Source organism: Streptomyces sp. 4N124 (assembly GCF_052245395.1).
Classification (GTDB): domain Bacteria; phylum Actinomycetota; class Actinomycetes; order Streptomycetales; family Streptomycetaceae; genus Streptomyces.
The window spans coordinates 18,741-44,882 of the sequence record NZ_JBQQBS010000019.1 but is presented as its reverse complement, the minus strand read 5'-3'; the positions used below and the strand labels follow the sequence as shown (position 1 = coordinate 44,882).

General features: G+C 69.5%; 24 protein-coding genes and 1 tRNA gene. 11 read left to right on the top strand and 14 right to left on the bottom strand.

Going from position 1 to position 26,142, the window contains the following annotated elements; translation table 11 throughout:
- Positions 1-2: 2 nt before the first annotated feature.
- Positions 3-851: an ABC transporter ATP-binding protein gene (locus tag ACTWQO_RS20695; RefSeq protein WP_443238800.1), complete on the top strand. Its 849-nt coding sequence runs from the start codon at positions 3-5 to the stop codon at positions 849-851.
- Positions 848-1,564 (top strand): ABC transporter ATP-binding protein, encoded by a 717-nt coding sequence (locus ACTWQO_RS20690; protein WP_443238799.1) that lies wholly within the window; start codon positions 848-850, stop codon positions 1,562-1,564. Before ACTWQO_RS20695 ends, ACTWQO_RS20690 begins: the two co-directional genes overlap by 4 nt.
- Positions 1,565-1,638: 74 nt before the next feature.
- Here the strand turns inward: ACTWQO_RS20690 and ACTWQO_RS20685 are convergent, their stop codons facing one another.
- Positions 1,639-2,298 (bottom strand): ANTAR domain-containing response regulator, encoded by a 660-nt coding sequence (locus ACTWQO_RS20685; RefSeq protein ID WP_443238798.1) that lies wholly within the window; start codon positions 2,296-2,298, stop codon positions 1,639-1,641.
- Positions 2,299-2,391: 93 nt separating this feature from the next.
- On the opposite strand from ACTWQO_RS20685, the gene ACTWQO_RS20680 reads away from it, so the two are divergent.
- Positions 2,392-2,475: transfer RNA gene (locus ACTWQO_RS20680), tRNA-Leu, on the top strand.
- A gap of 81 nt (positions 2,476-2,556) precedes the next feature.
- Positions 2,557-3,336, top strand: a complete 780-nt coding sequence (locus ACTWQO_RS20675) for a helix-turn-helix domain-containing protein (RefSeq protein ID WP_443238797.1) — start codon at positions 2,557-2,559, stop codon at positions 3,334-3,336.
- A gap of 9 nt (positions 3,337-3,345) precedes the next feature.
- On the opposite strand, the gene pyk is transcribed toward ACTWQO_RS20675, so the two are convergent.
- Both pyk and ACTWQO_RS20665 read right to left on the bottom strand, forming a co-directional pair.
- Entirely contained in the window at positions 3,346-4,776 is a 1,431-nt protein-coding gene (gene pyk, locus ACTWQO_RS20670) for a pyruvate kinase (protein ID WP_443238796.1), read from the bottom strand.
- Between the two features lie 139 nt (positions 4,777-4,915).
- On the bottom strand, positions 4,916-5,626 hold the full coding sequence (locus ACTWQO_RS20665; protein ID WP_443238795.1) for an SIMPL domain-containing protein: 711 nt from the start codon (positions 5,624-5,626) through the stop codon (positions 4,916-4,918).
- A gap of 179 nt (positions 5,627-5,805) precedes the next feature.
- On the opposite strand from ACTWQO_RS20665, the gene ACTWQO_RS20660 reads away from it, so the two are divergent.
- Entirely contained in the window at positions 5,806-7,611 is a 1,806-nt protein-coding gene (locus ACTWQO_RS20660) for a bifunctional metallophosphatase/5'-nucleotidase (RefSeq protein WP_443238794.1), read from the top strand.
- A 58-nt stretch (positions 7,612-7,669) separates the two neighbouring features.
- Here the strand turns inward: ACTWQO_RS20660 and ACTWQO_RS20655 are convergent, their stop codons facing one another.
- The 6 genes from ACTWQO_RS20655 to ACTWQO_RS20630 all read right to left on the bottom strand — a co-directional run bounded on the left by ACTWQO_RS20655 (position 7,670) and on the right by ACTWQO_RS20630 (position 15,284).
- Positions 7,670-9,088 (bottom strand): lysine N(6)-hydroxylase/L-ornithine N(5)-oxygenase family protein, encoded by a 1,419-nt coding sequence (locus ACTWQO_RS20655; protein WP_443238793.1) that lies wholly within the window; start codon positions 9,086-9,088, stop codon positions 7,670-7,672.
- Positions 9,085-10,524, bottom strand: coding sequence for a pyridoxal phosphate-dependent decarboxylase family protein (locus ACTWQO_RS20650; protein WP_443238792.1), 1,440 nt, complete (start codon positions 10,522-10,524; stop codon positions 9,085-9,087). The genes ACTWQO_RS20655 and ACTWQO_RS20650 overlap by 4 nt, the downstream gene beginning before the upstream one ends.
- Before the next feature lie 150 nt (positions 10,525-10,674).
- Positions 10,675-13,200: an aminopeptidase N gene (gene pepN, locus ACTWQO_RS20645; RefSeq protein WP_443238791.1), complete on the bottom strand. Its 2,526-nt coding sequence runs from the start codon at positions 13,198-13,200 to the stop codon at positions 10,675-10,677.
- A 57-nt stretch (positions 13,201-13,257) separates the two neighbouring features.
- Positions 13,258-13,791, bottom strand: a complete 534-nt coding sequence (locus tag ACTWQO_RS20640; RefSeq protein WP_443238790.1) for a response regulator — start codon at positions 13,789-13,791, stop codon at positions 13,258-13,260.
- Positions 13,792-13,930: 139 nt separating this feature from the next.
- Positions 13,931-14,281, bottom strand: coding sequence for a chorismate mutase (locus tag ACTWQO_RS20635; protein WP_443238789.1), 351 nt, complete (start codon positions 14,279-14,281; stop codon positions 13,931-13,933).
- Between the two features lie 118 nt (positions 14,282-14,399).
- The gene (locus ACTWQO_RS20630) at positions 14,400-15,284 is read right to left on the bottom strand and encodes an AraC family transcriptional regulator (protein ID WP_443238884.1); all 885 of its coding nucleotides are present in this window, start codon (positions 15,282-15,284) and stop codon (positions 14,400-14,402) included.
- Positions 15,285-15,405: 121 nt separating this feature from the next.
- Between ACTWQO_RS20630 and ACTWQO_RS20625 the strand changes: the two genes are divergently transcribed.
- Positions 15,406-17,172 carry a glycoside hydrolase family 35 protein gene (locus ACTWQO_RS20625; RefSeq protein WP_443238788.1) on the top strand — a complete coding sequence of 589 codons (1,767 nt, stop codon included), beginning with the start codon at positions 15,406-15,408 and terminating at the stop codon, positions 17,170-17,172.
- Between the two features lie 35 nt (positions 17,173-17,207).
- Complete coding sequence (locus ACTWQO_RS20620) at positions 17,208-18,089, top strand: hypothetical protein (protein WP_443238787.1); 882 nt, start codon at positions 17,208-17,210, stop codon at positions 18,087-18,089.
- Between the two features lie 44 nt (positions 18,090-18,133).
- Here the strand turns inward: ACTWQO_RS20620 and ACTWQO_RS20615 are convergent, their stop codons facing one another.
- A complete protein-coding gene (locus ACTWQO_RS20615) occupies positions 18,134-19,039 on the bottom strand; it encodes an SDR family oxidoreductase (protein WP_443238786.1) in 906 nt (301 codons plus the stop codon).
- A gap of 49 nt (positions 19,040-19,088) precedes the next feature.
- Positions 19,089-19,856 (bottom strand): SDR family oxidoreductase, encoded by a 768-nt coding sequence (locus tag ACTWQO_RS20610; RefSeq protein WP_443238785.1) that lies wholly within the window; start codon positions 19,854-19,856, stop codon positions 19,089-19,091.
- A 125-nt stretch (positions 19,857-19,981) separates the two neighbouring features.
- Here ACTWQO_RS20610 and ACTWQO_RS20605 point away from each other — a divergent pair, with 125 nt between their 5' ends.
- The 4 genes from ACTWQO_RS20605 to ACTWQO_RS20590 are packed head-to-tail and all read left to right on the top strand — an operon-like array spanning position 19,982 to position 23,351.
- Positions 19,982-20,740, top strand: a complete 759-nt coding sequence (locus ACTWQO_RS20605; RefSeq protein ID WP_443238784.1) for an enoyl-CoA hydratase family protein — start codon at positions 19,982-19,984, stop codon at positions 20,738-20,740.
- 24 nt (positions 20,741-20,764) lie between these two features.
- Positions 20,765-21,580 (top strand): CoA transferase subunit A, encoded by an 816-nt coding sequence (locus ACTWQO_RS20600; protein WP_443238883.1) that lies wholly within the window; start codon positions 20,765-20,767, stop codon positions 21,578-21,580.
- The gene (locus tag ACTWQO_RS20595) at positions 21,577-22,305 is read left to right on the top strand and encodes a CoA-transferase subunit beta (protein ID WP_443238783.1); all 729 of its coding nucleotides are present in this window, start codon (positions 21,577-21,579) and stop codon (positions 22,303-22,305) included. The genes ACTWQO_RS20600 and ACTWQO_RS20595 overlap by 4 nt, the downstream gene beginning before the upstream one ends.
- Complete coding sequence (locus ACTWQO_RS20590; RefSeq protein ID WP_443238782.1) at positions 22,305-23,351, top strand: NAD(P)H-dependent flavin oxidoreductase; 1,047 nt, start codon at positions 22,305-22,307, stop codon at positions 23,349-23,351. Before ACTWQO_RS20595 ends, ACTWQO_RS20590 begins: the two co-directional genes overlap by 1 nt.
- 112 nt (positions 23,352-23,463) lie before the next feature.
- On the opposite strand, the gene ACTWQO_RS20585 is transcribed toward ACTWQO_RS20590, so the two are convergent.
- The 3 genes from ACTWQO_RS20585 to ACTWQO_RS20575 are packed head-to-tail and all read right to left on the bottom strand — an operon-like array spanning position 23,464 to position 26,085.
- Positions 23,464-24,621 (bottom strand): acetyl-CoA C-acetyltransferase, encoded by a 1,158-nt coding sequence (locus tag ACTWQO_RS20585; protein ID WP_443238781.1) that lies wholly within the window; start codon positions 24,619-24,621, stop codon positions 23,464-23,466.
- 35 nt (positions 24,622-24,656) lie between these two features.
- Complete coding sequence (locus ACTWQO_RS20580; protein WP_443238780.1) at positions 24,657-25,271, bottom strand: TetR/AcrR family transcriptional regulator; 615 nt, start codon at positions 25,269-25,271, stop codon at positions 24,657-24,659.
- Positions 25,272-25,296: 25 nt separating this feature from the next.
- Positions 25,297-26,085, bottom strand: a complete 789-nt coding sequence (locus ACTWQO_RS20575) for an SDR family oxidoreductase (protein ID WP_443238779.1) — start codon at positions 26,083-26,085, stop codon at positions 25,297-25,299.
- Positions 26,086-26,142: the final 57 nt, after the last annotated feature.

Genomic DNA, 26,142 nt, shown 5'->3' with positions numbered 1-26,142 from the left:
CCATGACTACACCAGTACTCGAAGCCCGCGACGTCACCATGCGCTTCGGCGGCCTCACCGCCGTCCGCTCGGTCGACTTCACCGTCAACGCCGGCGAAATCGTCGGCCTCATCGGTCCCAACGGCGCCGGCAAGACAACCTTCTTCAACTGCCTGACCGGCCTGTACATCCCGACCGAAGGCACCGTCTCCTACAAGGGCACGGTCCTGCCGCCGAAGCCACACCTGGTGACACAGGCCGGCATCGCCCGCACCTTCCAGAACATCCGCCTGTTCGCCAACATGACGGTGCTGGAGAACGTGCTCGTCGGCCGCCACACGCGGACGAAGGAAGGCCTGTGGTCCGCGCTGCTGCGTGGCCCCGGCTTCAAAAAGGCGGAAAAGGCCAGCGAAGAACGCGCCATGGAACTCCTCGAGTTCATCGGCCTCGCCCACAAGCGCGACCACCTCGCACGCAACCTCCCCTACGGCGAACAGCGCAAGCTCGAAATCGCCCGAGCACTCGCGTCCGAACCGGGCCTGCTGCTCCTCGACGAGCCGACCGCCGGCATGAACCCCCAGGAGACGCGAGCGACCGAGGAGTTGGTCTTCGCCATCCGCGACATGGGCATCGCCGTCCTCCTCATCGAGCACGACATGCGCTTCGTCTTCAACCTGTCTGACCGAGTCGCCGTCCTCGTCCAGGGCGAAAAACTCGTCGAAGGCACGTCGGAGGTCGTCCAGGCTGACGAGCGAGTCATCGCCGCCTACCTGGGCGAACCCTTCGAAGGAGCACCCGGCGACGCGGAAGCCGCGGAGGTCGCGGCCGCCGAAGCGCAGAGCAGCACCAGCACCAAGGGAGAAGCCCAGTGACCGCACTCCTCGAAGTCGAGGACCTCCGGGTCTCCTACGGCAAAATCGAAGCCGTCAAAGGCATCTCCTTCAGCGTCCAAGCCGGCGAAGTCGTCACCCTCATCGGCACCAACGGCGCCGGCAAGACGACCACCCTGCGCACCCTCTCGGGCCTCCTGAAGCCAAGCAGCGGAACGATCCTGTTCGACGGCAAACCCCTCACCGGCGTCGCCGCCCACAAGATCGTCTCCCTCGGCCTCGCCCACTCCCCCGAAGGCCGACGCATCTTCCCCCGCCTCACCATCTTCGAAAACCTCCAACTCGGCGCGTTCCTCAGGAACGACAAGGAGGGCATCGAAAAGGACATCCAACGGGCCTACGACCTGTTCCCCATCCTCGGCGAACGCCGAAACCAGGCAGCAGGCACCCTGTCCGGCGGCGAACAGCAAATGCTCGCCATGGGCCGCGCCCTCATGTCCCAGCCCAAACTGCTCATGCTCGACGAACCCTCCATGGGCCTCTCGCCGATCATGATGCAGAAGATCATGGCGACGATCGCCGAACTCAAGTCCCAGGGCACGACGATCCTCCTCGTCGAGCAGAACGCCCAGGCCGCGCTGTCCCTGGCCGACCACGGGCACGTCATGGAAGTCGGCAACATCGTGCTGTCGGGCAGCGGGCAGGACCTGCTGCACGACGAGTCGGTACGGAAGGCATACCTCGGCGAAGACTGAGATCCAATTGCCGGTACGACAAGGCCCGCGCCCCCAATCCTGGGAGCGCGGGCCTCGTGCATGCTCGCGGGGCGTCAGCCCTTGTTGTTGCCCTTCTTCTCCTCGGCGTCCTGAATGACCGCCTCGGCAACCTGCTGCATCGACATCCGGCGATCCATCGACGTCTTCTGAATCCAGCGGAAGGCCGCGGGCTCGGTCAGCCCGTACTCCGTCTGAAGGATCGACTTCGCCCGGTCGACGAGCTTCCGAGTCTCAAGCCGCAGAGAGAGATCCGCGACCTCCTTCTCCAGCTCCTTCAGTTCCGTGAAACGGGAGACGGCCATCTCGATCGCCGGAACGACGTCGCTCTTGCTGAACGGCTTCACGAGATAAGCCATGGCACCGGCGTCCCGGGCGCGCTCGACGAGATCGCGCTGCGAGAAGGCGGTCAGCATGAGGACGGGGGCGATGCGCTCCTCGGCGATCTTCTCGGCGGCGGAGATGCCATCCAGCTTCGGCATCTTCACATCGAGGATCACGAGGTCGGGCTTGTGCTCGCGGGCAAGCTCCACGGCCTCTTCCCCGTCACCGGCCTCACCGACGACGGAGTAGCCCTCCTCCTCCAGCATCTCTTTCAGATCGAGCCGGATCAGTGCCTCATCCTCGGCAATGACGACACGGGTCGTCAGCGGAGGCACGTGCGACTTGTCGTCGTCGGGCGCGTCTACGGGCTGGGGCGACTCGGGGGCGGTCACGGGGGCTCCTCGTTCGGGGCAGGGGTGCTGCTCGTTAGAGACTACCTAGCTGCAGGTCGGCTTGGTCACCCGGTACACTCCTCAGAGTCACCAGCCGGGTTGGCGCAACTGGTTGACGCGGAGGTCTCAAACACCTCTGTCCGAAAGGACATGTGGGTTCGAATCCCATACCCGGCACACTTGAAGCGGAGGATCACGTTCGCGTGAACCTCCGCTCTTTGCTACATGCAGCCACGATTAGTGACGCAGAGTGGCCGAATGGAACAGCACGGCCCTTCGATTCGCGCACAAGCTGTCGCACTCATGCGCCAAGGCATCCCGAACCGCATAGTCGCGGCTCGCCTCAACGTGCCGAGGGGGACCGTCGGCTGGTGGCGCAGCGAAGACCGCAAGCTCCGAGGCGAACCCTACGAGCAGCCCACGGACTGCCCTCAATGCACAGGCCTCGACTTCGACAAAGCCGCGTACGCCTACCTTCTGGGCCTCTACCTCGGCGACGGCCACATCATCTCGAAGCGGAAGCAGCACCACTTGTCCGTCTTCTGCAACGCCACACAGACCGGCCTGATCACCGCCGCCGAGGACGCGATGCGCAAGGTGATGCCCTTGCCGAGCGTGAAGCAGCGCTACAAGCCCGGCTGTGTCGAGGTGAAGTCGTACACCAAGCACTGGACCTGCATGTTCCCCCAGCACGGCCCTGGCAAGAAGCACGAGCGCCGCATCGCCCTTGAACCCTGGCAACAGGCCATCGTCGACGCTCACCCCTGGAAGTTCATCCGGGGCCTCATCCATTCAGACGGCTGCCGGATCACCAACTGGACCACTCGAATCGTCGCCGGTGAGCGCAAGCGCTACGAATACCCCCGGTACTTCTTCACCAACGTCTCCGACGACATCCGTCAGCTCTACACCGACACCTTGGACAAGCTCGGCATCGAGTGGACGCACTGCACCCGCAACGGCAACCCGTACAATATCTCCGTCGCAAAGAAAGCCTCCGTAGCCCTAATGGACACCCACGTAGGCCCCAAGCACTGAAGAAGCCGCCTACTTGTCGTCCTCCCCGATGTGATGCACCCGGACCAGGTTCGTCGACCCCGACACACCGGGCGGCGAGCCTGCCGTGATGACCACGATGTCGCCCTGCTGGCAGCGGCCGTACTTCAGGAGCAGTTCGTCCACCTGGTCGACCATCGCGTCGGTGGAGTCGACGTGCGGGCCGAGGAACGTCTCCACACCCCACGTCAGATTCAGCTGCGATCGCGTGGCCGGCTCGGGCGTGAAGGCGAGCAGCGGGATCGGCGAGCGGTAGCGGGAAAGGCGGCGGGCGGTGTCGCCGGACTGGGTGAAGGCGACCAGGAACTTCGCGCCCAGGAAGTCGCCCATCTCCGCCGCCGCACGAGCCACCGCACCGCCCTGTGTACGGGGCTTGTTGCGTTCGGTCAGTGGTGGGAGGCCCTTCGCGAGGATGTCCTCCTCCGCCGCCTCGACGATCTTCGCCATCGTCTTGACGACCCCGATGGGGTACTTGCCGACGCTGGTCTCGCCCGACAGCATCACCGCGTCCGTGCCATCGATCACCGCGTTGGCGACGTCGCTCGCTTCGGCGCGGGTCGGCCGGGAGTTGTCGATCATCGAGTCGAGCATCTGGGTCGCGACGATCACCGGCTTGGCGTTGCGCTTGGCCAGCTTGATCGCGCGCTTCTGGACGATCGGGACCTGCTCCAGCGGCATTTCGACGCCGAGGTCTCCGCGGGCGACCATGATGCCGTCGAAGGCGGCGACGATGTCGTCGATGGCCTCGACGGCCTGCGGCTTCTCCACCTTGGCGATCACCGGGAGGCGGCGGCCTTCCTCGTCCATGATCCTGTGTACGTCGTCGATGTCGCGTCCGCTGCGGACGAAGGAGAGGGCGATGACGTCGCAGCCCATGCGCAGGGCCCAGCGGAGGTCGGCTTCGTCCTTGTCGGAGAGGGCGGGGACCGACACCGCGACGCCGGGGAGGTTGAGCCCCTTGTTGTCGGAGATCATGCCGCCTTCGACGACCGTGGTGTGAACGCGGGGGCCGTCGACCCCGGTGACCTCCAGGCACACCTTGCCGTCGTCGACGAGGATGCGTTCGCCGGTAGTGACGTCGGCTGCCAGGCCGGCGTACGTCGTGCCGCACTGCTGCTGGTCGCCTGCGACGCCCTCTTCGACGGTGATGGTGAAGGTGTCGCCGCGTTCAAGGAGTACGGGGCCTTCGGTGAAGCGGCCGAGTCGGATCTTCGGGCCTTGAAGGTCGGCGAGGATGCCGACGCTGCGGCCGGTCTCGTCGGAGGCCTTGCGGACGTGCTGGTAGCGCTCCTCGTGTTCGGCGTAGCTGCCGTGGCTGAGGTTGAATCGGGCGACGTCCATTCCGGCTTCGACCAGTGCCTTGATCTGGTCGTATGAGTCGGTGGCGGGGCCCAGGGTGCAGACGATCTTTACTCGGCGCATGTTTTGAGCCTAGGGCTTACCGGTGGGTAGAGAATTGGTCGCGCATGACTACTCAACAACCTTTACGTGAAGGGCTATTGACAAGTGTTGAATTGTGCGGCGGGGTGCTCTGATGAGCATTCCGCAGGCTGTCGCGCATTCACAGGCGGGGCGGTGCCATCGTAAAGCGGGCGTTGACCTGGGCGTAGACGCGTTGGCGTTGGGGTTCGAGGTCGAGCGCGGCGGCGGCGTCTTCGGCGGCGAAGGCTGCGGAGCGCATGCGGGCGTTGCCGGCGACTGCGTAAGGCTCGTGGTTCTCGGCGCCGATGTCGGCCAGTTCCACCAGTGCCGCGAGTGAGGTGCCCAGTGCTTCGGCGTACTCCCTCGCCCGCTGGACGGCTTCTTTCACCGCTTGCTGGCGGGCTTTGCGGTGGGCGGGTGAGTCGGGGCGGAGGGCCCATGCGGGGCCGTCGACGCGGGTGAGTTCTTGGTCGGCGAGGCGGGTGGTGAGTTCGCCGAGGGCGGTGAAGTCGGTGAGTTCGGCGGTGATGTGGACGCGGCCGTGGTAGGCGTGGATGCGTTCGCCGCGGCCTTTTTCCTTGAGTTCGGGGCTGATGGAGAAGGCGCCGGTTTCGAGGCGTTCGACTGCGTCGCCGTAGGTTTTGATGAGGTCGAGGGTGGTGGTGTTGCGGCGGGTGAGGTCGTCAAGGGCGGTGCGGCGGTCTTTGCCGCGGGTGGTGACGGTGACGACGATGCGGGCGATTTCGGGGTCGACTTCGAGGCGGGCTTCGCCGCGGACGGCGATGCGGGGGGCTTCGGGGGTGCCGTAGGGGACGGCGGGGTGGGGGTCGTCTGCGGGTGGTGGGGTCATACGCCCCACTCTGTCACGCCTTACTCGCTTACGGAGTGGGCGAGTTCACGGGGTGGGTCATCAGATCGAAACCTGTGGGGTCTGTTGCTGCTGGGCATGTCCGGGTCAGAATCTACGCGCGTTGCCGATCGTGTTCGGTCTACGCGCGTCATTGACCGTGGCCCGAGGAGTGTCCAGAGATGCCGTTGAACCGTCGGAAGTTCCTGCAGAAGTCCGCCGTGACCGGGGCGGGGGTGGCGATCGCCGGTGCGGCGGTGGCTCCGGCGGCCGAGGCGGCGGAGGCGAAGAAGGGGCCGAGGCCGGTGAAACGGTACGCGTTCACGGTGATGGGCACGACGGATCTGCACGGGCACATCTTCAACTGGGACTATTTCAAGAACGCGGAGTACACGGACGCCAAGGGCAATGCGCAGGGTCTGGCGCGCGTTTCGACGCTGGTGAATCAGGTCCGGGAGGAGAAGGGCCGCCGCAACACGCTGTTGCTGGACGCGGGTGACACGATCCAGGGCACTCCGCTGACGTATTACTACGCGAAGGTGGACCCGATCACCGCCGAGGGCGGGCCGGTTCATCCGATGGCGGCGGCGATGAACGCGATCGGGTATGACGCGGTGGCGCTGGGCAATCACGAGTTCAATTACGGCATCGAGACGCTGCGGAAGTTCGAGGAGCAGTGCGATTTCCCGCTGCTGGGTGCGAACGCGTTGGACGCGAAGACGCTCAGGCCCGCTTTCCCGCCGTATTTCATGAAGAAGTTCCGGGTGCCGGGCGCCCCGCCGGTGAAGGTGGCGGTGCTGGGGCTGACCAATCCGGGTATCGCGATCTGGGACAAGGCGTATGTGGAGGGCAAGCTGACGTTCCCGGGTCTGGAGGAGCAGGCGGCGAAGTGGGTGCCGAGGCTGCGGTCGATGGGCGCGGATGTGGTGGTGGTGTCGGCGCACTCGGGTTCGTCGGGTACGTCGTCGTACGGTGATCAGCTGCCGTACATCGAGAACTCGTCGGCGCTGGTGGCTCAGCAGGTGCCGGGGATCGACGCGATCCTGGTGGGTCATGCGCACACGGAGATCGCGGAGCTGCTGGTCACGAATGAGAAGACCGGCAGGACGGTCGTGTTGTCGGAGCCGTTGTGCTTTGCGGAGCGGTTGTCGCTGTTCGACTTCGAGTTGGTCTTCGAGAAGGGCCGCTGGAGGGTCGAGTCGGTGAAGGCGACGGTGCGCGATGCGAAGACGGTCGCCGATGATCCGAGGATCACGAAGCTGCTGAAGGACGATCACGACATCGTGGTGGAGTACGTCAACCAGGTCGTCGGTACGGCCACGGCGACGTTGACGACGGTGGATGCCCGTTACAAGGACGCCCCGATCATCGATCTGATCACGAGGGTGCAGGAGGACGTGGTCAGGGCGGCGCTGGCGGGTTCGGAGTACGCCTCGCTGCCGGTGATCGCGCAGGCGTCGCCGTTCTCGCGGACGTCGGAGATTCCGGCGGGGGATGTGACGATCCGGGATCTGTCGAGTCTGTATGTGTACGACAACACGCTGGTCGCGAAGTTGATGACGGGTGCGCAGCTGAAGGCGTATCTGGAGTATTCGGCGGAGTATTTCGTGCAGACGGCGCCGGATGCCGCGGTCGATGTGGAGAAGCTGACGAACGCGGGTGGCCGTCCGGATTACAACTACGACTACGTGTCGGGGTTGTCGTACGAGATCGACATCGCGCAGGCGGCGGGTTCGCGGATCAAGAATCTGACGTACAACGGTGCCGCGCTGGATGAGGCCCAGAAGTTCGTGTTCGCGGTGAACAACTACCGGGCGAATGGCGGGGGTGCGTTCCCGCATGTGGCGTCGGCGCAGGAGTTGTGGGCGGAGTCGACGGAGATTCGTACGCGGATCGCGGAGTGGGTGACGGCGAAGGGCGTGCTGGATCCGAAGGACTTCGCGTCGGTGGAATGGAAGTTGACGCGGGGCGGTACGCCGGTGTTCTAGGACGCGGGGGTTCGGGTCAACGGCGTCGGGGCGTTCGCGCTCCGACGCCGTTGGCGTGTCAGCGTCCGTCGAGGAGGGGGGTGAGGGGGCGGGGCCGGCGGGTGGGTGGGATGTGGGGTTGGGGTTCGAGGCCGAAGGTGGTGAAGGCGGTGCGGCGTGGCAGGGGGTAGGTCTCTTTGCCGGTGAGGGAGTTGAGGATGGTGGCGCTGCGCCAGGCGGCGAGGCCGAGGTCGGGGGTGCCTACGCCGTGGGTGTGGTGTTCGGCGTTCTGGACGTAGACGTGGCAGCCGGAGCCGGTGACGGTGGGGTCGAGGACGAGGCGGAAGTGTTCGTCGATGCGGGGGCGTTCCTGGCTGTCGCGGCGCATGTAGGGGTCGAGGCCGGCGAGGAGGTGGTCGAGGGGGCGTTCGCGGTAGCCGGTGGCGAGGACGACGGCGTCGGTGGTGAGGCGGGTGCGGGTGTTCTGCTGGGTGTGTTCGAGGTGGAGTTCGACTTTGGTGGTGGCGACGCGTCCCGCGGTGCGGACGCGGACGCCGGGGGTGAGGACGGCGTCGGGCCAGCCGCCGTGCAGGGTGCGGCGGTAGAGCTCGTCGTGGATGGCGGCGATGGTGTCGGTGTCGATGCCTTTGTGGAGCTGCCATTGGGAGGTGACGAGGCGGTCGCGGACGGGTTCGTCGAGGGCGTGGAAGTAGCGGGTGTAGTCGGGGGTGAAGTGTTCGAGGCCGAGTTTGGAGTACTCCATGGGTGCGAAGGCTTCGGTGCGGCCGAGCCAGTGGAGTTGTTCGCGGCCGGCGGGGCGGTGGCGGAGCAGGTCGAGGAAGATTTCGGCGCCGGACTGTCCTGAGCCGATGACGGTGACGTGTTCGGCGGCGAGCAGGGTGTCGCGGTGGTCGGTGTAGTCGGCGGCGTGGATGACGGGGACGGCGGGTGCGTCGACGAGGGGTTTGAGCGGTTCGGGGATGTGGGGTTCGGTGCCGATGCCGAGGACGATGTTGCGTGTGTAGGTGCGGCCGAGGGAGTGGGCTTCGCCGTCGGTGTCGAGGTTGGTGAAGTCGACTTCGAAGACGTCGCGTTCGGGGTTGAAGCGGACGGCGTCGACTTGGTGGCCGAAGTGGAGTGCGGGGAGGTTTTCGGCGACCCAGCGGCAGTAGGCGTCGTATTCGGCGCGCTGGATGTGGAAGCGCTCGGCGAAGTAGAAGGGGAAGAGCCGGTCGCGGGCCTTGAGGTAGTTGAGGAAGGTCCAGGGGCTGGCGGGGTCGGCGAGGGTCACCAGGTCGGCGAGGAAGGGGACTTGGATGGTGGCGCCGTCGATGAGCAGGCCGGGGTGCCAGGCGAAGGTGGGGCGCTGGTCGTAGAAGACGGTGTCGAGTTCGGCGAGGGGGTGGGTGAGGGCGGCGAGGGAGAGGTTGAAGGGGCCGATGCCGATGCCGACGAGGTCGCGGGGGGTGTCGGGCTCGTGGCGTGGGGGGTGGGTCATCGGGGGGTGGTTCCTTCCACGAGTTTCAGGAGCCCGGCGAGGTCGCTCGGCCGGGTGGCGGGGTTGAGGAGCGTTGCTTTGAGCCACAGCCGGCCGTCGAGGCGGGCCCGGCCGAGGACGGCGCGGCCGTCGGTGAGGAGTCGTCGGCGTACGGCGGCGACGGCGTCGTCGGTGGCTGCGGTGGGCCGGAACAGGACGGTGCTGATGGTGGGCGTGTCGTAGAGCTCGTAGCCGGGGTGTTCCTGGACGAGTGCGGCGAACTCGCGGGCGCGGTCGCAGATGTGGTCGATGAGTGTGCCGAGTCCGGTGCGGCCGAGGGTTTTGAGGGTGACGGCGATTTTGAGGGCGTCGGGGCGGCGGGTGGTGCGCAGGGAGCGGCCGAGCAGGTCGGGGAGGCCGGCTTCGATGTCGTCGGCGGCGTTTAGGTAGTCGGCGTGGTGGTGCAGGGCGGTGAGGTCGCGGGCGTCCTTGACGGCGAGAAGTCCGGCGGGGACCGGTTGCCAGCCGAGTTTGTGCAGGTCGAGGGTGACGGTGTCGGCGGCTGCCAGTCCGGTGAGCTTGGCGCGGTGGCGGTGGCTGAACAGGAGGGGGCCGCCGTAGGCCGCGTCGATGTGGAGTCGTGCGCCATGGGTTCGGCAGAGCGCGGCGATGTCGGGGAGGGGGTCGATGAGTCCGGCGTCGGTGGTGCCTGCGGTGGCTGCGACGAGGATCGGGCCGGGGAGTGCGGTGAGGGCTTGGTCGAGGGTGGCGGGGTCGAGGGTGCCGGCGGGGGCGGGTACGACGACGGGGTCGGGCAGGCCTAGCAGCCAGGCGGCGCGGGGCAGTGTGTGGTGGGCGTTGGCGCCGACGACCAGCCGCACGCTCGGGCCGTGTGTTTCGCGGGCTAGGAGGAGGGCGAGTTGGTTGGATTCGGTGCCGCCGGTGGTGACCAGGGCATCGGGGTGGTTCTGTGCGGTGTTGGCCGCGGGCCGGTGGGGGCCGATCGCTCCCCCACTCTCGGCTTCGCCCCTGGGTACCCCTGCGTAGACCTCGTTCGCGAGTGCTCGTGTCACCAGTTCCTCCAGCTCCGACGCCGCCGGGGCCTGGTCCCACGAGTCCATCGACGGGTTCAGGGCAGACACGGCGAGGTCGGCGGCGGTGGCGACGGCTAGGGGCGGGCAGTGGAGGTGGGCTGCGCACAGTGGGTGCGCGGGGTCGGCGGCGCCTTCGGCGACGGCTTGTACGAGCACGCGCAGGGCTTCCGGGTCGCCCTCGTCGGGCAGTACGTCGCCCACCGCGTCCCGCACGCGCGCGGCGACCGCCTCCGGGCCTCCCGCGGGCAGCGGGCCGCCTCGTGCCCGCTCGCCGGCGTGGAGCGCGTCGAGGACCGTGTCGAGCAGCCGCCGCAGGGCGTGGCGGCCCTCGGGTCCTGAGGCGAGGGCCAGCAGCGTGCTCATGGGTGTCCTCCGGGCGCCGGGCAGAGGGGGTTCCAGCTTGTACGCGGTTGCGTGGTGGCGCCCGAAAAGCCCAACGATCGGAACCCGAATGGGGGTACTTCCGTGCGGGGAAAACGTGTTGGGGGTGTCGGAGTTGCGGGGTCCGGGTTCCTATGCCTCCCGGACCCGCAGTGCCCGGGCCAGGTCGTCGAGCTGGTCGACCAGTTTGCGGCGCAGGGCGGGGATGGGGTCGCCGTCGCGCAGGCAGGTCTCGCCGAGGTGCAGGGTGTCGGCGTCGACGGCGTGGACGGGGAAGGCCCAGCGGCCGGCGGCTTCGGCGATGGCGGGGCCGCGGCGGGCGGCGACGGCGACGGCGTCCGCGTAGTAGCGCGGCACGTACTCCCGTACCAGATCGGCCTGTTCGGGCTGCCAGAAGCCCTGGGCTGTTGCCTTGAAGAGGTAGTTGGAGAGGTCGTCGGTGGCGAACATCGCCTCCCAGGCCGTGCGCTTGGCGTCCGGGTCGGGCAGGGCGGCCCGGCAGAGGGCGGCGCCTTCCTGGCCGGTGGCGCTGGGGTCGCGTGCCAGTTCGGCGGCGATGGCCGACTCGTCGGTGGCGCCGAGGACGGCGAGGCGGGCCAGGACGCGCCAGCGCAGCTCGGGGTCGAGTTCGGGGCCGCCGGGCACGGTGCCGTCGGCGAGCCAGGCGGCGATGGTGTCGGGGTGGGCGGCGACGTCGATGAAGTGGCGTACGGCGATCAGGCGCAGGCCGGGGTGGTCGCCGTCCTCGGTGCGGCGCAGCAGGTCGCGGCAGAGGGCGGAGAGGGTGGCCAGCGCGGCGGGCCGCTGCTCGGGGGTGAGGTAGCGGTCGGCGATCTGGCCGGCGGCGAAGGCGAGGACGCCCTGGACGATGGCGAGGTCGGTTTCGCGCGGGAGGTGGGCGCGGGCCGCTTCGAGGTAGGCGGTGGCGGGCATCGCGGGTTCGTGGGTCGTCCCCGGATGGGCGCTGCCGCCGTCGCGTACGGCGTCTCTGAGGGCGTTCCAGACGACGGCTCGGGTGAGGGGGTCGGGCAGGCCGGACAGGCCGGCGTGTACGGCCTGGAAGGAGTCGGGGTCGAAGCGGATCTTGGCGTAGCTGAGGTCGCCGTCGTTGAGCAGGAGCAGTGCGGGGCGTTTGCCGATGGGCCGGGTGTCGGTCTGCGGGATGTCGAGGTCGAGGCGTTCGCGCAGGGTGAGGCGGCCTTCGTCGGTGAGGTCGAGGTCGTAGAGGCCGACGGCGATGTGGTGGGGGCGGCTGCCGGCGTGGTCGACGGTGAGGGTGCAGGTGCCGTTGTCGCCGGGGGTGATGTGGGGGGTGAGGGTGTCGACGCCGGTGGTGCGCAGCCAGGTGTCGGCCCAGGCGTGGACGTCTCGGTCGGTGGTGGCGGCGAGGGAGTCGATGAAGTCGGCGAGGGCGGCGTTGGCGAACTTGTGGCGGGCGAAGTGGGTGTTGATGCCGGCGAGGAAGTCCTTCTCACCGAGCCAGGCGACGAGTTGGCGTAGTGCGGAGGCGCCCTTGGCGTAGGAGATGCCATCGAAGTTGAGGAGGGCGGAGGCGGTGTCGTCGACGGCTTCGGGGGCGACGGGGTGGGTGGAGGGGCGCTGGTCGGCGTCGTAGCCCCAGGCCTTGCGGGTGACGCCGAACTCCACCCAGGTGTCCGTGAATCGGGTGGCCTCGGTGAGGGTCTGGTAGCCCATGTACTCGGCGAAGGACTCGTTGAGCCAGATGTCGTCCCACCAGCGGAGGGTGACGAGGTCGCCGAACCACATGTGGGCCATTTCGTGGGCGATGACCATGGCGCGGGTCTGCCGCTCGGTGTCGGTGACGGCGGAGCGGTAGACGAACTCGTCGCGGAAGGTGACCAGTCCGGGGTTCTCCATGGCGCCGGCGTTGAACTCGGGGACGAACGCCTGGTCGTAGGAGTCGAAGGGGTAGGGCTCGTCGAACTTCTCGTGGTAGCGGTCGTAGCACGCGCGCGTGACCTCGAAGAGTTCCTCGGCGTCGGTGTCGAGGTGGGGGGCGAGGGAGCGGCGGCAGTGCAGGCCGAAGGGCAGGCCGCGGTGTTCGGTGCGCACGGAGTGCCAGGGGCCGGCGGCGACGGCGACGAGGTAGGTGGAGATCAGCGGGGTGGGCGCGGCCTGCCAGCGGCCTTCGCCGAGGTGTTCGGTGATGCCGTTGGCGAGGACGGTCCAGCCTTCGGGGGCGGTGACGGTCAGGTCGAAGACGGCCTTGAGGTCGGGCTGGTCGAAGGCGGCGAAGACGCGTTGGACGTCGTCCATGAACAGCTGGGTGTAGACGTAGGTCTCGCCGTCGGTGGGGTCGGTGAAGCGGTGCATGCCCTCGCCGGTGCGCGAGTAGCGCATGCCGGCCTCGATGTGCAGTTTGTGCTCGCCCGGAGTGAGGTCCTTGAGGGGCAGCCGGTTCTCGTCCAGGGTGTCCAGGTCGAGGTGGCGTCCGTCGAGGCGGGCGTTGCGCAGTTCGGCGGGCTTGAGCTCGACGAAGGTGTCCGATGCCTCGAGATCGCTCCGTACCGTGAAGTGGATGACGGTGACGGAGTCGAAGAGCTCGTCGCCTCGCGTCAGATCGAGTTCGATCTGGTAGCGGTGGACGTCGAGAAGCCGGGCACGGGTCTGCGCTTCGTCGCGCGTCAGTACGGACATGCAGGCCATGCTGCCTGATGCCACCGACAACGCACAGGCTCGGATCGGTAACGCGGCCTATGTCCGGTCCTGTTCGAGTTTTCCGGTTTGGGTTTCCGGGGGTCGCTGGTTCGGTACGCGGGCGTCGGGGTGGGGCAGTGCGGGCCGCGGGGGGTGGTCCCGAACGAGGGCGCGCAGTTCGCGGACCTCGCGTTCGAGGGCGAGGTGGCGCTGGTGGGTGTCGTACAGGTAGCGGACCTTGGTGCGCAGGGCCCAGGGGTCGATGGGTTTCATGACGAGGTCGGCGACGCCGAGTCCGAAGGCGGTGGAGGTCAGTTCGTGGTCGGCGCCGAAGCCGGTGAGCAGGATGACGGGGATGTGCTGGGTCTGTTCCACGCGCCGCATGTAGCGGACCACGTCGAGGCCGCTGACGCCGGGCATGCGCACATCGAGCAGGAGGAGGCCGACCCGGCCGCGGAGCACCTGCTTGAGTGCCTCGTCGCCGCTGGTGGCGCGGGCCAGCAGATAGCCCAGCGGCGCCAGGGCGCTCTCCAGTGCGTAGAGCGTGTCCTTGTGATCGTCAACGATGAGGATCTTGGATTCCGACGGCATGGCCCGGCGTCCCTCCCGCGTGGACAACCAGCTTATGTCCGGGCACTGACGGGGCGTGCTCGTCAGCTGACAAGGAGTGCACAGCGCAGCATGCCGCGCGCGGGCCCGCATGTCACGCCCCGGGGCGCAGAGGGCGAGGTCAATTGGCCGCCGGTGTAGAGCCGTTCACGGTGTCCTCGGCGATGATCTCGTGGTGCCTGATCACTTCGGCGATGATGAAATTGAGGAACTTCTCAGCAAAGGCGGGGTCCAGCTTGGCGCTCTCGGCGAGCGCGCGCAGCCGGGCGATCTGCCGGGCCTCACGGGCGGGATCGGCGGGCGGCAACTGGTGGGCGGCTTTGAGGTGGCCGACCTGCTGGGTGCACTTGAAGCGTTCGGCGAGCATGTGGACGACGGCCGCGTCGATGTTGTCGATGCTGTCGCGCAGCCGGGCGAGTTCCTCGCGGACGGCGGGGTCGACGTCACCGGTTGAGGTGTTGCTGGTGGTCATGGGCGAAACCCTACGGGGCAGCCGGGCCGCGCCCCGAAGGGGCGCGGGGAACTGCGCGACCAGCCACGACGGCGCCGCAGACGAAAGACGGCCCAACGGCGTGCTTCCAGCGGAGCGCTCAGCGCGGGCGTTCGATGACGGGTGGGTCGTCGGGGTCGGGGATGCGGTCGCTCCAGCCGCCGGGGACGGTGCGGCCCTCCTGGGCGCGGAAGCGGATGGGGGCCATGCCGACGCGGCGGGTGAACAGGCGGGAGAAGTAGGCGGGGTCGTCGTAGCCGACGCGGCGGGCGACGGCGGCGACGGGCAGTTCGGTGGCGGCGAGGAGTTCCTTGGCGCGGCCCAGGCGGATGCCGAGCAGGTAGTCCTTGGGGCTGCAGCCGGCCACGCGGCGGACGGCGGCGCGCAGTTCGGCGGTGGTCATGCCGTGCCGGGCGGCGTGGTCGGCGACCGACATCGGCAGACAGGCGTCGCGGGCGAGTGCCTTGAGGACCTGGTTCCCGGCGGGAGTCAGGTCGGCGCGGGCGCGGCGCAGGGCGACGAGGAGTTCGTGGACGGCGGCGCCGGTCTCCACTTCCAGGAGCGGGTTGTCGCGGCGGGCGGCGCGCACGATGCGGGCTATGACGGCGCGCGGGCCGGTGGCGTCCGCGAGGGGCACTACGGGGCGGCCGGGTTCGATGTAGCCGAGTTCGGTGTAGGTGGCGGTGGCGGGCCCGGCGAAGCCGACGAAGCCCTCGTCCCAGCCGGTGTCGGGGTCGGGCCCGTAGTGGTGCGGGATGCCGGGTGTGAGCCACAGCAGTGCGGGCGCGGTGACGGTGGTCCGGCGGCCGTCGGGGCCGGCGTACCAGCCGCCGCCGGTGCTGATCACGACGGCGACGTGGCTGTCGAGGGTGCGCGGTCCGACGGTGGGCAGGGCGCCGTACTGGAGGCCGACGCCGAGGCAGACCAGGCCGAGCCGGTGGTGGGCGGGGCCGGGCGTGAAGAACCGCATCCAGGTGTGGTACATCCGCGGCCGACTCCGCTCCGTGTCGTGTGCGTCCCGGTCGTTTCCGTCCCGGTTGTTTCCGTCCAACCAGCGCCGATCTTTGTCCATGGACGTGATCGCCGCCAGGGGTGAGGGTGGCGGCATGAGCGACTTCACGGTGGGGGACACGGATTTCCTGTTGGACGGGCGGCCGGTGCGGTTGCTGTCAGGTGCGCTGCACTACTTCCGCGTGCACGAGGAGCAGTGGGGGCACCGGCTGGCGATGCTGCGGGCGATGGGCCTGAACTGTGTGGAGACGTACGTCCCGTGGAATCTCCATGAGCCCGGTCCCGGCCGTTTCCGGGACGTGGGTGCGCTGGGCCGCTTCCTGGACGCGGCACGGGAGGCGGGCCTGTGGGCGATCGTGCGGCCGGGGCCGTACATCTGCGCCGAGTGGGAGAACGGTGGGCTGCCGCACTGGGTGCCGGGGCATGCACGCACGCGTGACGAGCGTTTTCTGCGTCCTGTGGAGCGTTGGTTCGGCCGGCTGCTGGAGGAGGTCGTGCCCCGGCAGATCGACCGCGGTGGCCCGGTGATCATGGTGCAGGTGGAGAACGAGTACGGCAGCTACGGCTCGGACGCGGAGTATCTGCGCCGGCTCGCCGAGCTGCTGCGGGACCAGGGTGTCACGGTGCCGTTGTTCACCTCGGACGGTCCGGAGGACCACATGCTCTCCGGCGGATCCGTGCCGGGTGTCCTCGCCACGGTGAATTTCGGCTCCCACGCGCGCGTGGCGTTCGAGACGCTGCGCGTGCACCGCCCCGAGGGTCCGCTGATGTGCATGGAGTTCTGGTGCGGCTGGTTCGACCACTGGGGCGGGCAGCACACCGTGCGCGACGCCCAGGATGTGGCCGCATCCCTGCGCGAGATCCTGGAGTGCGGTGCCTCGGTCAACATCTACATGGCGCACGGCGGCACCAACTTCGCCGGCTGGGCGGGCGCCAACCGGGGCGGCGGCGACATGCACGACGGGCCGCTGGAGCCGGACGTGACCTCCTACGACTACGACGCGCCGATCGACGAGTACGGCCGCCCCACGGAGAAGTTCTGGCGCCTGCGCGAGGTGCTCTCCGAGTACGCCGACGGTCCGCTGCCCGAACCGCCTCCGATGCCTGAGCAGTTGGGCGCCCCGGCCGACGTGGACCTCGCGGGCTGGGCGCCCCTGAGTGCCGTACTGGAGACGCTCGGCGGCCCGGAGACCACCTCTCCCCTCCCGCCGTCCTTCGAGGAGCTGGACGTCGACCGGGGGGTCGTACGGTACGAGGTCGCCGTGCCGGGGCCGCGGCAGCCGTACCCGCTGATCGCGCGCGGGCTGCGGGATCTGGCGGTGGTGTACGTCGACGGGGAAAGGGCCGGGGTGCTCACCGAGGGCGACGAGCAGCTGAAGGAGCCGATTGCCGGGCACGCGCGCGTGGAGCTGTGGGTGGAGTCCCTGGGGAGGGTCAATTACGGGCCGCGGTCCGGCGAGGCCAAGGGCATCACCGGAGGCATCCTGCACGAGCGGCAGTTTCTGCACGGGGTACGCGCGCGTGGACTGCGGCTGGACGCCTTCGACGCGGGGGTGGACGGTGTGCCCTTCGAGCCGCCGGCCGGGGAGGGTGCTCCCGGCCTGTACCGGGGTACCGTCATGGTCCGTGGCGCCGGGGACGCCTGCCTGGAGCTCCCGGGCTGGACGCGCGGGTTCGTGTGGATCAACGGCTTCAACCTGGGCCGTTACTGGTCGGCGGGCCCACAGCGCACGTTGTACGTCCCCGGACCGGTGCTGCGGGAGGGCGGCAACGAGGTGTGGGTTCTGGAGTTCGAGGGGCCGTCGGCGGAAGCCGGGCTCCGCCTGACCGCCGACCCGCGAAACCCGCTCATACCCTCGTAGAGTGGAATCGGGTCAGGCGTCTTGGGGGTACAGACGTGGCGAACGACGGACCGGTCGAGCACGGCTACCCACACCTGGAGACGGTGCGGGAGTCGATCACCGCGCTCTACAAGCGGCTGTCGTACGACACCATCCAGACGTTCGCGACCAGCGTGGCCCCCGTCGACGTGGCGTTCTGCGACACCGACGACCTGTATCTGGGCGCCCAGCGGGTGGCACGGGAGCTGGCGCGGCACTACCGGCTCCCGGACGCCCGGGTGATCGTCAGCTTCCGCGAGATGAAGCACGCCGCGAACGTCGAACTCGCCGCGGGCCCCGAGTACTTCGTCGAGCTGAACGACCGCTTCCGCACCCACCGGCGGGACATCGGCGCGGCCCTCGCCCACGAGATCATGCACGTCTATCTGCACCGCCTCGACCTGTCGTTCCCCGGCACCCGAGACAACGAGATCCTCACCGACACCGCGACGACGTATCTGGGCGCCGGCTGGCTGCTCCTCGACGCCTACCGGGAGGACGCGTCGTCGTCGCAGAAGCTCGGCTATCTGACACCGGAGGAGTTCGGGTACGTCCTGGCCAAGCGCGCCCTGATCTTCGGCGAGGACCCGTCCGTGTGGTTCACCAGTCCGCAGGCCTACACGGCGTACACGAAGGGCATGGTCCAGGCCCGCCGCGACGAGCAGCAGCCCCCGCTGACGGCGGCCGGCTGGGCGGGCCGCCGCCGCTACGCCCGCGACCGCCGCCACGTCCACGGCCCTCAGCCCGGCGTCCCCTACACCTTCAGCCCCGACGGCGGCGGACACCTCCGCGTCACGTTCCCCTGCCCGACCTGCCACCAGCGGATCAGGGTGCCGGTGCGGGGGCGGATGCGGGCGCGGTGTTCGTTGTGCCGGACGGTGCTGGAGTGCGATACGTAGGCGACTGTTCTTCGTGCCGGACGAGTGCGAGGCGCAGGCTGCCCTCACGTCCCGTACACCTCTCCCGGCACCTCTGCTTCCTCCAGCAGCTTCAGCACCGTCTCCCCCACCTCCCCCGCACCCCACCGCGCCCCTTTGTCGGCGGTCGGCCCCGCGCGCCAGCCCTCCATGACCGTGATCCGGCCGCCCTCCGCCTCGAAGACCCGCCCGGTCACCCCCGCGCTCCCCGCCGAGCCCAGCCAGACCACCAGCGGCGAGACGTTCTCCGGGGCCATCGTGTCGAAGCCGGCGTCCGGCGCCGCCATGGTCTCGGCGAAGGTGTGTTCCGTCATCCGCGTACGGGCCGCAGGGGCGATCGCGTTGACCTGAACCCCGTATCGAGCGAGCTCGGCCGCGGCGACCAGCGTCAGCCCGACGATCCCGGCCTTCGCCGCGCTGTAGTTGCCCTGCCCGACCGAGCCGAGCAGCCCCGCTCCGCTGCTGGTGTTGACGATCCGCGCGTCGGGCACACGGCCTGACTTGGCCTCGGCACGCCAGTGCGCGGCGGCGTGCTTCAGCGGCAGGAAGTGACCCTGGAGGTGGACGCGTACGACGGCGTCCCAGTCGTCCTCGTCCAGGTTGACCAGCATCCGGTCGCGCAGAAAGCCCGCGTTGTTGACGAGGGTGTCGAGCCGGCCGTAGGTCTCCAGGGCGGTCCGGATCAGTGCGGCGGCGCCGTCGGTCGTGGCGATGTCGCCGCCGTGCGCGACCGCCTCGCCGCCCGCCGCGCGGATCTCCTCGACGACCTGGCCGGCCGGGCTGCCGGGGCCCGGGGTGCCGTCCAGGCCGACGCCGAGGTCGTTGACGACGACCCGGGCGCCCTCGGCGGCGAACGCCAGCGCGTGGGCGCGGCCGAGGCCGCGGCCGGCGCCGGTGACGATCACGACGCGTCCGTCGCAGATTCCGGTCATGGTGCGTCTCCTTGTCGACTCATCGCTCTTGTCTCCCCGGGCGCTCATCTCACGTCTCTTTGTTGGCGGTTGCGGCATCCAGGAAGGCGGGCCGCTCCCCTCCGCCGTGCACCAGCAGGCTCGCCCCGCTGATGTAGGCGGCCGCGTCGGAGGCGAGGAAGACCGCGGCGGCGCCGACGTCGGCGGGATCGGCGAGGCGGCCGAGCGGGACGGTGCGGCCGACCGCCTCGATGCCGTCGTCGCCGCCGTAGTGCAGGTGGGACAGCTCCGTGCGGACCATGCCGACGACGAGGGTGTTGACGCGGACCTCCGGCGCCCACTCCACGGCCATCGACCGGGCGAGGCTCTGCAGGCCCGCCTTGGCCGCGCCGTACGCCGCCGTGCCGGGTGAGGGGCGGTCGCCGCTGACGCTGCCGATCATGACGACGGCGCCGCGGGATCGCCTGAGGTGCTCGTAGGCGGCGAGGGAGGCGGTCAGTGGAGCGATCAGGTTCAGCTCGACGACCCGTGAGTGCCGCTCGGCGTCCGCGTCGGCCAGTCGCCGGAAGGGGCTGCCGCCCGCGTTGTTGACGAGTACGTCGAGCCGGGGCAGTCCGCCGAAGAAGGCGCGCACGGCGTCCGGGTCCCGCAGGTCCAGGGGCACGAACTCGGTTCCCTCGACGGGGTCTTCGGGTGGTCGGCGCGCGCAGGTGACGACCTCCGCGCCCGCCTCGACGAACGCCTTCGCGATGCCCGCGCCGACGCCGCGGGTGCCGCCGGTGACGACGGCGACGCGGCCGCCGAGGGGCCGGTCGCGGGGATGGGCAGGGTTTTCCACAGGGTCTGGCGCTTGGTTTTCCACAGGGCCTCCCGCCGCGATCCGCCTGCTGCTAGCTTCGAAGCCTCACACCTAACAAATGTTTGGTGGAAAGGTAGCTGAGTGCGAAGGTAGCTGATGCGCCCATGGGTGTCTCCACCTCGTCCCCGGAAAAGGGGTCCGAGAAAGACGGAATCGCCGTTGTCACAGTCGACTTCCCGCCGGTGAACGCCCTGCCGGTGGACGGCTGGTTCGCGCTGGCCGACGCGGTGCGCGCGGCCGGCCGCGACCCGGAGGTGCGGTGCGTCGTGCTGGCCGCCGAGGGGCGGGGGTTCAACGCGGGCGTGGACATCAAGGAGATACAGGCGCGTGGGCAGAGCGCGCTGGTCGGCGCCAACCGGGGCTGCTTCGCGGCGTTTTCGGCGGTGTATGAGTGCGAGGTGCCCGTGGTGGCGGCGGTGCAGGGCTTCTGCCTGGGAGGGGGCATCGGTCTGGTGGGGAACGCGGATGTGATCGTGGCGAGCGAGGACGCCGCTTTCGGGCTGCCCGAGCTGGACCGTGGAGCACTGGGCGCCGCCACCCACCTGACCCGGCTGGTCCCGCAGCACCTGATGCGCGCCCTGTACTACACCTCGCGGACGGCGACCGCCGCCGAGCTGCACGCGCACGGTTCGGTGTGGCGGGTGGTGCCCCGCGAGGAACTCCCTTCGGCTGCCCTGGAGTTGGCCCGCGAGATAGCCGCGAAGGACGGAGAACTGCTCCGGCTGGCCAAGGCCGCGATCAACGGCATCGACCCGGTGGACGTGCGCCGCAGCTACCGCTTCGAGCAGGGCTTCACCTACGAGGCGAGCGTGAGCGGCGTGGGCGACCGGGTCCGCGACACCTTTGGAAAGGACGGTGACTGAGTGGGCGACACGACGACGACCGCTGTGGGTGACAAGACGATGACCGCCGACGAGGCCGTCTCCGGGCTGGAGAGCGGCATGACCCTCGGCATCGGCGGCTGGGGCTCGCGCCGCAAACCGATGGCCCTGGTGAGAGCAGTGCTCCGGTCCGGCATCACCGACCTCACGGTGGTGTCGTACGGCGGCCCGGACGTCGGCATGCTCGCCGCCGCCGGCCGGATCCGCAAACTGGTCGCCCCCTTCGTCACCCTCGACTCGATCCCCCTCGAACCGCACTACCGGGCGGCCCGCGAGCGGGGGGAGCTGGAGCTGATGGAGATCGACGAGGCGATGTTCATGTGGGGGCTGCACGCGGCGGCGAACCGGCTGCCCTTCCTGCCGGTGCGGGCCGGGATCGGTTCCGATGTGATGCGGGTCAACCCGGGTCTGCGGACGGTGACGTCGCCGTACGACGACGGGGAGACGTTCGTGGCCATGCCCGCCCTGCGCCTGGACGCGGCCCTGGTCCATGTCAACCGCGCCGACCGGCGGGGCAACGGCCAGTATCTGGGGCCCGACCCGTACTTCGACGACCTGTTCTGCGAGGCGGCGGACGCGGCGTTCGTCTCCTGCGAGCGGATCGTGGACACCGCCGAGCTGACGAAGGAGGCCGCACCCCAGACCCTGCTGATCAAACGCCATGCGGTGACGGGCGTGGTGGAGGCGCCGGGCGGCGCGTACTTCACGTCCTGCGCGCCCGACTACGGGCGGGACGAGGCCATGCAGAAGGAGTACGCCTCCACACCCTGGGCGGAGTTCGCCGAGCGGTTCCTCAACGGGCCCGAGGGGGAGAGGACATGACCGTGACGCGGAGTGAGTTCTGTGTGATCGCCTGCGCCGAGGCCTGGCGCGGCGCCGGTGAGATCCTGGCGAGCCCCATGGGCCTGATCCCCTCCGTCGGCGCGCGCCTCGCCCGGCTCACCTTCGCACCGGACCTGTTGCTGACCGACGGTGAGGCGATGCTGGTCGACGTGGACGGCACCGTCGAGGGCTGGCTGCCGTACCGGCAGCATCTGGCCCTCGTCACCGGAGGCCGGCGGCACGTGATGATGGGCGCGAGTCAGATCGACCGCTTCGGCAACCAGAACATCTCCTGCATCGGCGACTGGGAGAAGCCGAAGCGGCAGCTTCTGGGGGTGCGGGGCGCGCCGGTCAACACCCTCAACAATCCGACCAGTTACTGGATCCCGAAGCACTCCCGGCGGGTGTTCGTGGAGAAGGTCGACATGGTGTGCGGCGTGGGGTACGACCATGCGGGCGGTGCCCGCCATCACCGCATCCCCCGGGTCGTCTCCGACCTCGGCGTCTTCGACTTCGACACCCCGGACCGCTCGATGCGGCTGGCCTCGCTGCATCCGGGCGTGAGCGTCGAGGAGGTCAGGGACGCGACGGGGTTCGCGCTGACGGTCCCGGACGAGGTGCCGTCCACCCGCGAGCCGACGCCCACCGAACTGCGCCTGATCCGTGAGGTGATCGACCCGGACAACCGGCGCGCGCGTGAGGTCCCCGAGGGGGCGAGGGCCTGATGGACACCGCGCTCACCCGGCTGGTCGGGGTCCGCCACCCGATCGTGCAGACGGGCATGGGCTGGGTGGCGGGCCCGCGTCTGGTCTCGGCGACGGCGAACGCGGGCGGGCTGGGCATCCTGGCTTCGGCGACGATGACGACCGACCGGTTGCGTGAGGCGATACGCGAGGTCGCGTCCCGTACGACGGCGCCGTTCGGGGTCAATCTCCGCGCCGACGCCTCCGACGCCGGGGACAGGGCGCGGATCCTGATCGAGGAGGGCGTCCGGGTCGCCTCCTTCGCGCTGGCGCCCTCCCCCGAGCTGATCGGCACGCTCAAGGACGCGGGCGTGGTCGTGATCCCGACGGTCGGCGCCCGGCGTCATGCCGAGAAGGTCGCGGCCTGGGGCGCGGACGCGGTGATCGTGCAGGGCGGCGAGGGCGGCGGGCACACCGGCGAGGTGGCGACGACGGTGCTGCTGCCGCAGGTCGTGGACGCGGTGCGCATACCCGTGGTGGCGGCAGGCGGCTTCTTCGACGGCCGGGGCCTGGTCGCGGCGCTGGCCTACGGAGCGGCGGGCGTCGCCATGGGCACTCGCTTCCTGCTCACCTCGGACTCGACGGTGCCGGACGCGGTCAAGGCGCGGTACCTGACGGCGAGCGTCCGGGACGTCACGGTCACCCGGGCGGTCGACGGCCTTCCCCACCGCATGCTCCGCACGGAACTGGTCGACTCGCTGGAGAACTCCGGCCGCACCAGAACCCTGCTACGAGCCCTGGGCCACGCGGCCCGCTTCCGGAAGCTGTCCGGCCTCGGCTGGCCGACGATGATCCGCGACGGTCTCGCCCTCAAACACGGCAAGAACCTCTCCTGGAGCCAGGTCCTGCTCGCCGCGAACACTCCGATGCTGCTCAGAGCGTCGATGGTGGACGGCCGTACGGACCTCGGCGTGATGGCGGCAGGGCAGGTCGCCGGAGTCATCGACGACCTGCCGACATGCGCAGAACTAATCGACCGGATCATGAAGGAGGCCGAGGAGACACGTGAACGACTGACGGCCCCCTAGCAACCCACAGTTCGGCAGCGCCCCGTAAGGGGCGCGGGGAACTGCGCGACCAGCCACAACGGAGCCGCAGACAATCGACGACCCAGCGCGGCACCTCCCAGCGGAGCGCCCGTCACAGCCTCTCAATGATCGTCACGTTCGCCTGCCCCCCGCCCTCACACATCGTCTGCAGCCCGAACCGCCCGCCCGTGCGCTCCAGTTCGTGCAGCAGGGTCGTCATCAGCTTCGCGCCGGTCGCGCCGAGCGGGTGACCGAGGGCTATCGCACCGCCGTTGACGTTGACCTTCTCCGGATCGGCGCCCGTCTCCTTCAGCCAGGCCAGGACGACGGGGGCGAAGGCCTCGTTGATCTCGACGAGGTCGATCGCGTCGATGGAAAGGCCGGTCTTCTTCAAGGCGTGGGCGGTGGCCGGTATCGGAGCGGTCAGCATCCGGATCGGGTCCTCGCCGCGCACCGAGAGATGGTGGACTCGGGCGCGCGGTGTCAGCCCGTGCTCACGCACCGCCTGCTCGGAGGCCAGCAGCATGGCAGCGGCTCCGTCGGAGACCTGCGAGGAGCAGGCGGCCGTGATCGTGCCGCCGTCGATGACCGGCTTGAGCCCGGCCATCTTCTCCAGGGAGGTGTCCCGGCGCGGCCCCTCGTCGAGGGTCACCTCGCCGTACGGCACGGTCTCGCGCTGGAAGCGGCCCTCGTCGATCGCCCGCAGCGCCCTCTGGTGCGAGCGCAGCGCGAACTCCTCCTGGTCCTGCCTGCTGATCCCCCACTTGCCGGCGATCATCTCGGCGCCGACGAACTGGTTGACCGCCCGGTCCCCGTACCGCGCCCGCCAGCCCTCGCTGCCCGCGAAGGGGCCCTGGGTGAAGCCCAGCGGCTCGGCGGCCTGCCGGGTCGCATAGGCGATCGGGATCTGCGACATGTTCTGCACACCGCCCGCGACGACCAGGTCCTGTGTCCCGGAGAGCACGCCCTGCGCCGCGAAGTGCACGGCCTGCTGCGAGGACCCGCACTGCCGGTCCACCGTCACACCCGGCACCTCCTCCGGCAGCCCGGCGGCCAGCCAGCAGGTGCGGGCGATGTCGCCGGCCTGCGGCCCGACCGCGTCCAGGCAGCCGAAGACGACGTCCTCGACGGCGGCGGGATCGACACCCGACCGCGCGACCAGTTCCTTCAGCACATGCGCGCCCAGGTCGGCCGGATGGACCCCGCTCAGTCCTCCCCCGCGCCGCCCCACGGGCGTACGGACCGCTTCGACGATGTAGGCCTCGGCCATGGCAACTCCCCAGACTTCCGGACTCCAGCAGTGGGTTATGTACGTACGGCGATCCCGTCCAGCACCATCGACAGGTACTGCCGGGCGATCTCCTCGGGGCTGTGGTGTCCGCCGGGCCGGTACCAGGACGCGGCGACCCACACCGTGTCCCGCACGAACCGGTAGGTGAGGCGGACGTCGAGGTCGGACCGGAAGACCTCGGCCGCGACCCCGCGCTCCAGCGTGGACAGCCACGCCTTCTCGAACTTGCGCTGCGATTCGGCGAGGAACGCGAACCGTTCCTGCGCCACGAGGTGCTTGGACTCCTTCTGGTAGATCGCGACGGCGGCGCGGTGCCGGTCGATCTCCCGGAACGACTCGGTGATCAGGGCCTCCAGCGTCTCGCGCGGCCCCAGCTCGGCGGCGCCCAGGACGGCGTCGTACCCGTCCCAGAGCTCGTCGAGGAACGTCCGCAGGATCTCCTCCAGCATCGATTCCTTGGAGTCGAAGTGGTAGTAGAGGCTGCCGGCCAGCATCCCCGCGTGGTCCGCGATCTTGCGGACGGTGGTGGCGTTGTATCCCTGCTCGGCGAAGACCTCGGCGGCGGTGTCGAGGAGCTCGCGCCGGCGCTCGGGGGCGGCGGTCACCTGGGGCTTCTTCTTCGTAGGCACAAGCACATTGTGGGCCGCTCCGTGGTCAGGGATGCCGGCTGCTGACGGAGACGACCTCTCCGGTCATGTACGAGGAGTAGCCCGACGCCAGGAACACGATCACGTTGGCCACCTCCCAGGGCTCGGCGTACCGCCCGAAGGCCTCCCGCTGGGTCAGCTCGGCCAGCAGGTCGGGGCTGGTGACCTTCACCAGGTGCGGATGCATGGCGAGGCTCGGCGAGACCGCGTTGACTCGCACCCCGAACTCGGCGGCCTCCAGCGCCGCGCACCGGGTCAGCGCCATCACCCCGGCCTTCGCGGCGGCGTAGTGCGCCTGTCCGGCCTGGGCGCGCCAGCCGACGACGGAGGCGTTGTTGACGATCACCCCACCGTCGCCGCCGGTCCGGAACAGCCGTAGGGCGGCCCGGGTGCACCGAAAGGTCCCGGTCAGCGTCACATCGAGCACCTTCGACCACTGCTCGTCGGTCATGTCGACGAGGTCCGAAGTCCCGCCCAGCCCGGCGTTGTTGACGACGACATCCAGTAGGCCGTGTTTCTCGACCGCCGCCTCGAACAGCGCGCTCACCTGCGTCTCGTCGGTGACATCGCACGGCAGCGCGGCAACGGCCGCCCCGAACTCCCCGGCCAGCTCGGCCTCGTACTCCTTGAGCCGCCGCACATGCGCGTCGCTGATCAGCACGCGCGCGCCCTCCTCCAGGAAGCGCCGCGCGGTCGCCCCGCCGATCCCCGCCCCGGCCGCCGCGGTGATGACGGCGGTGCGGCCCTTCAGCAGCCCGTGCCCGGGCACGTAGGCCGGACTCTCGACGCCTGTCATAGGGACACGCTAACCTACCAAACACTTGTTAGGGAAGAGCGTGAGACGACCACGCGA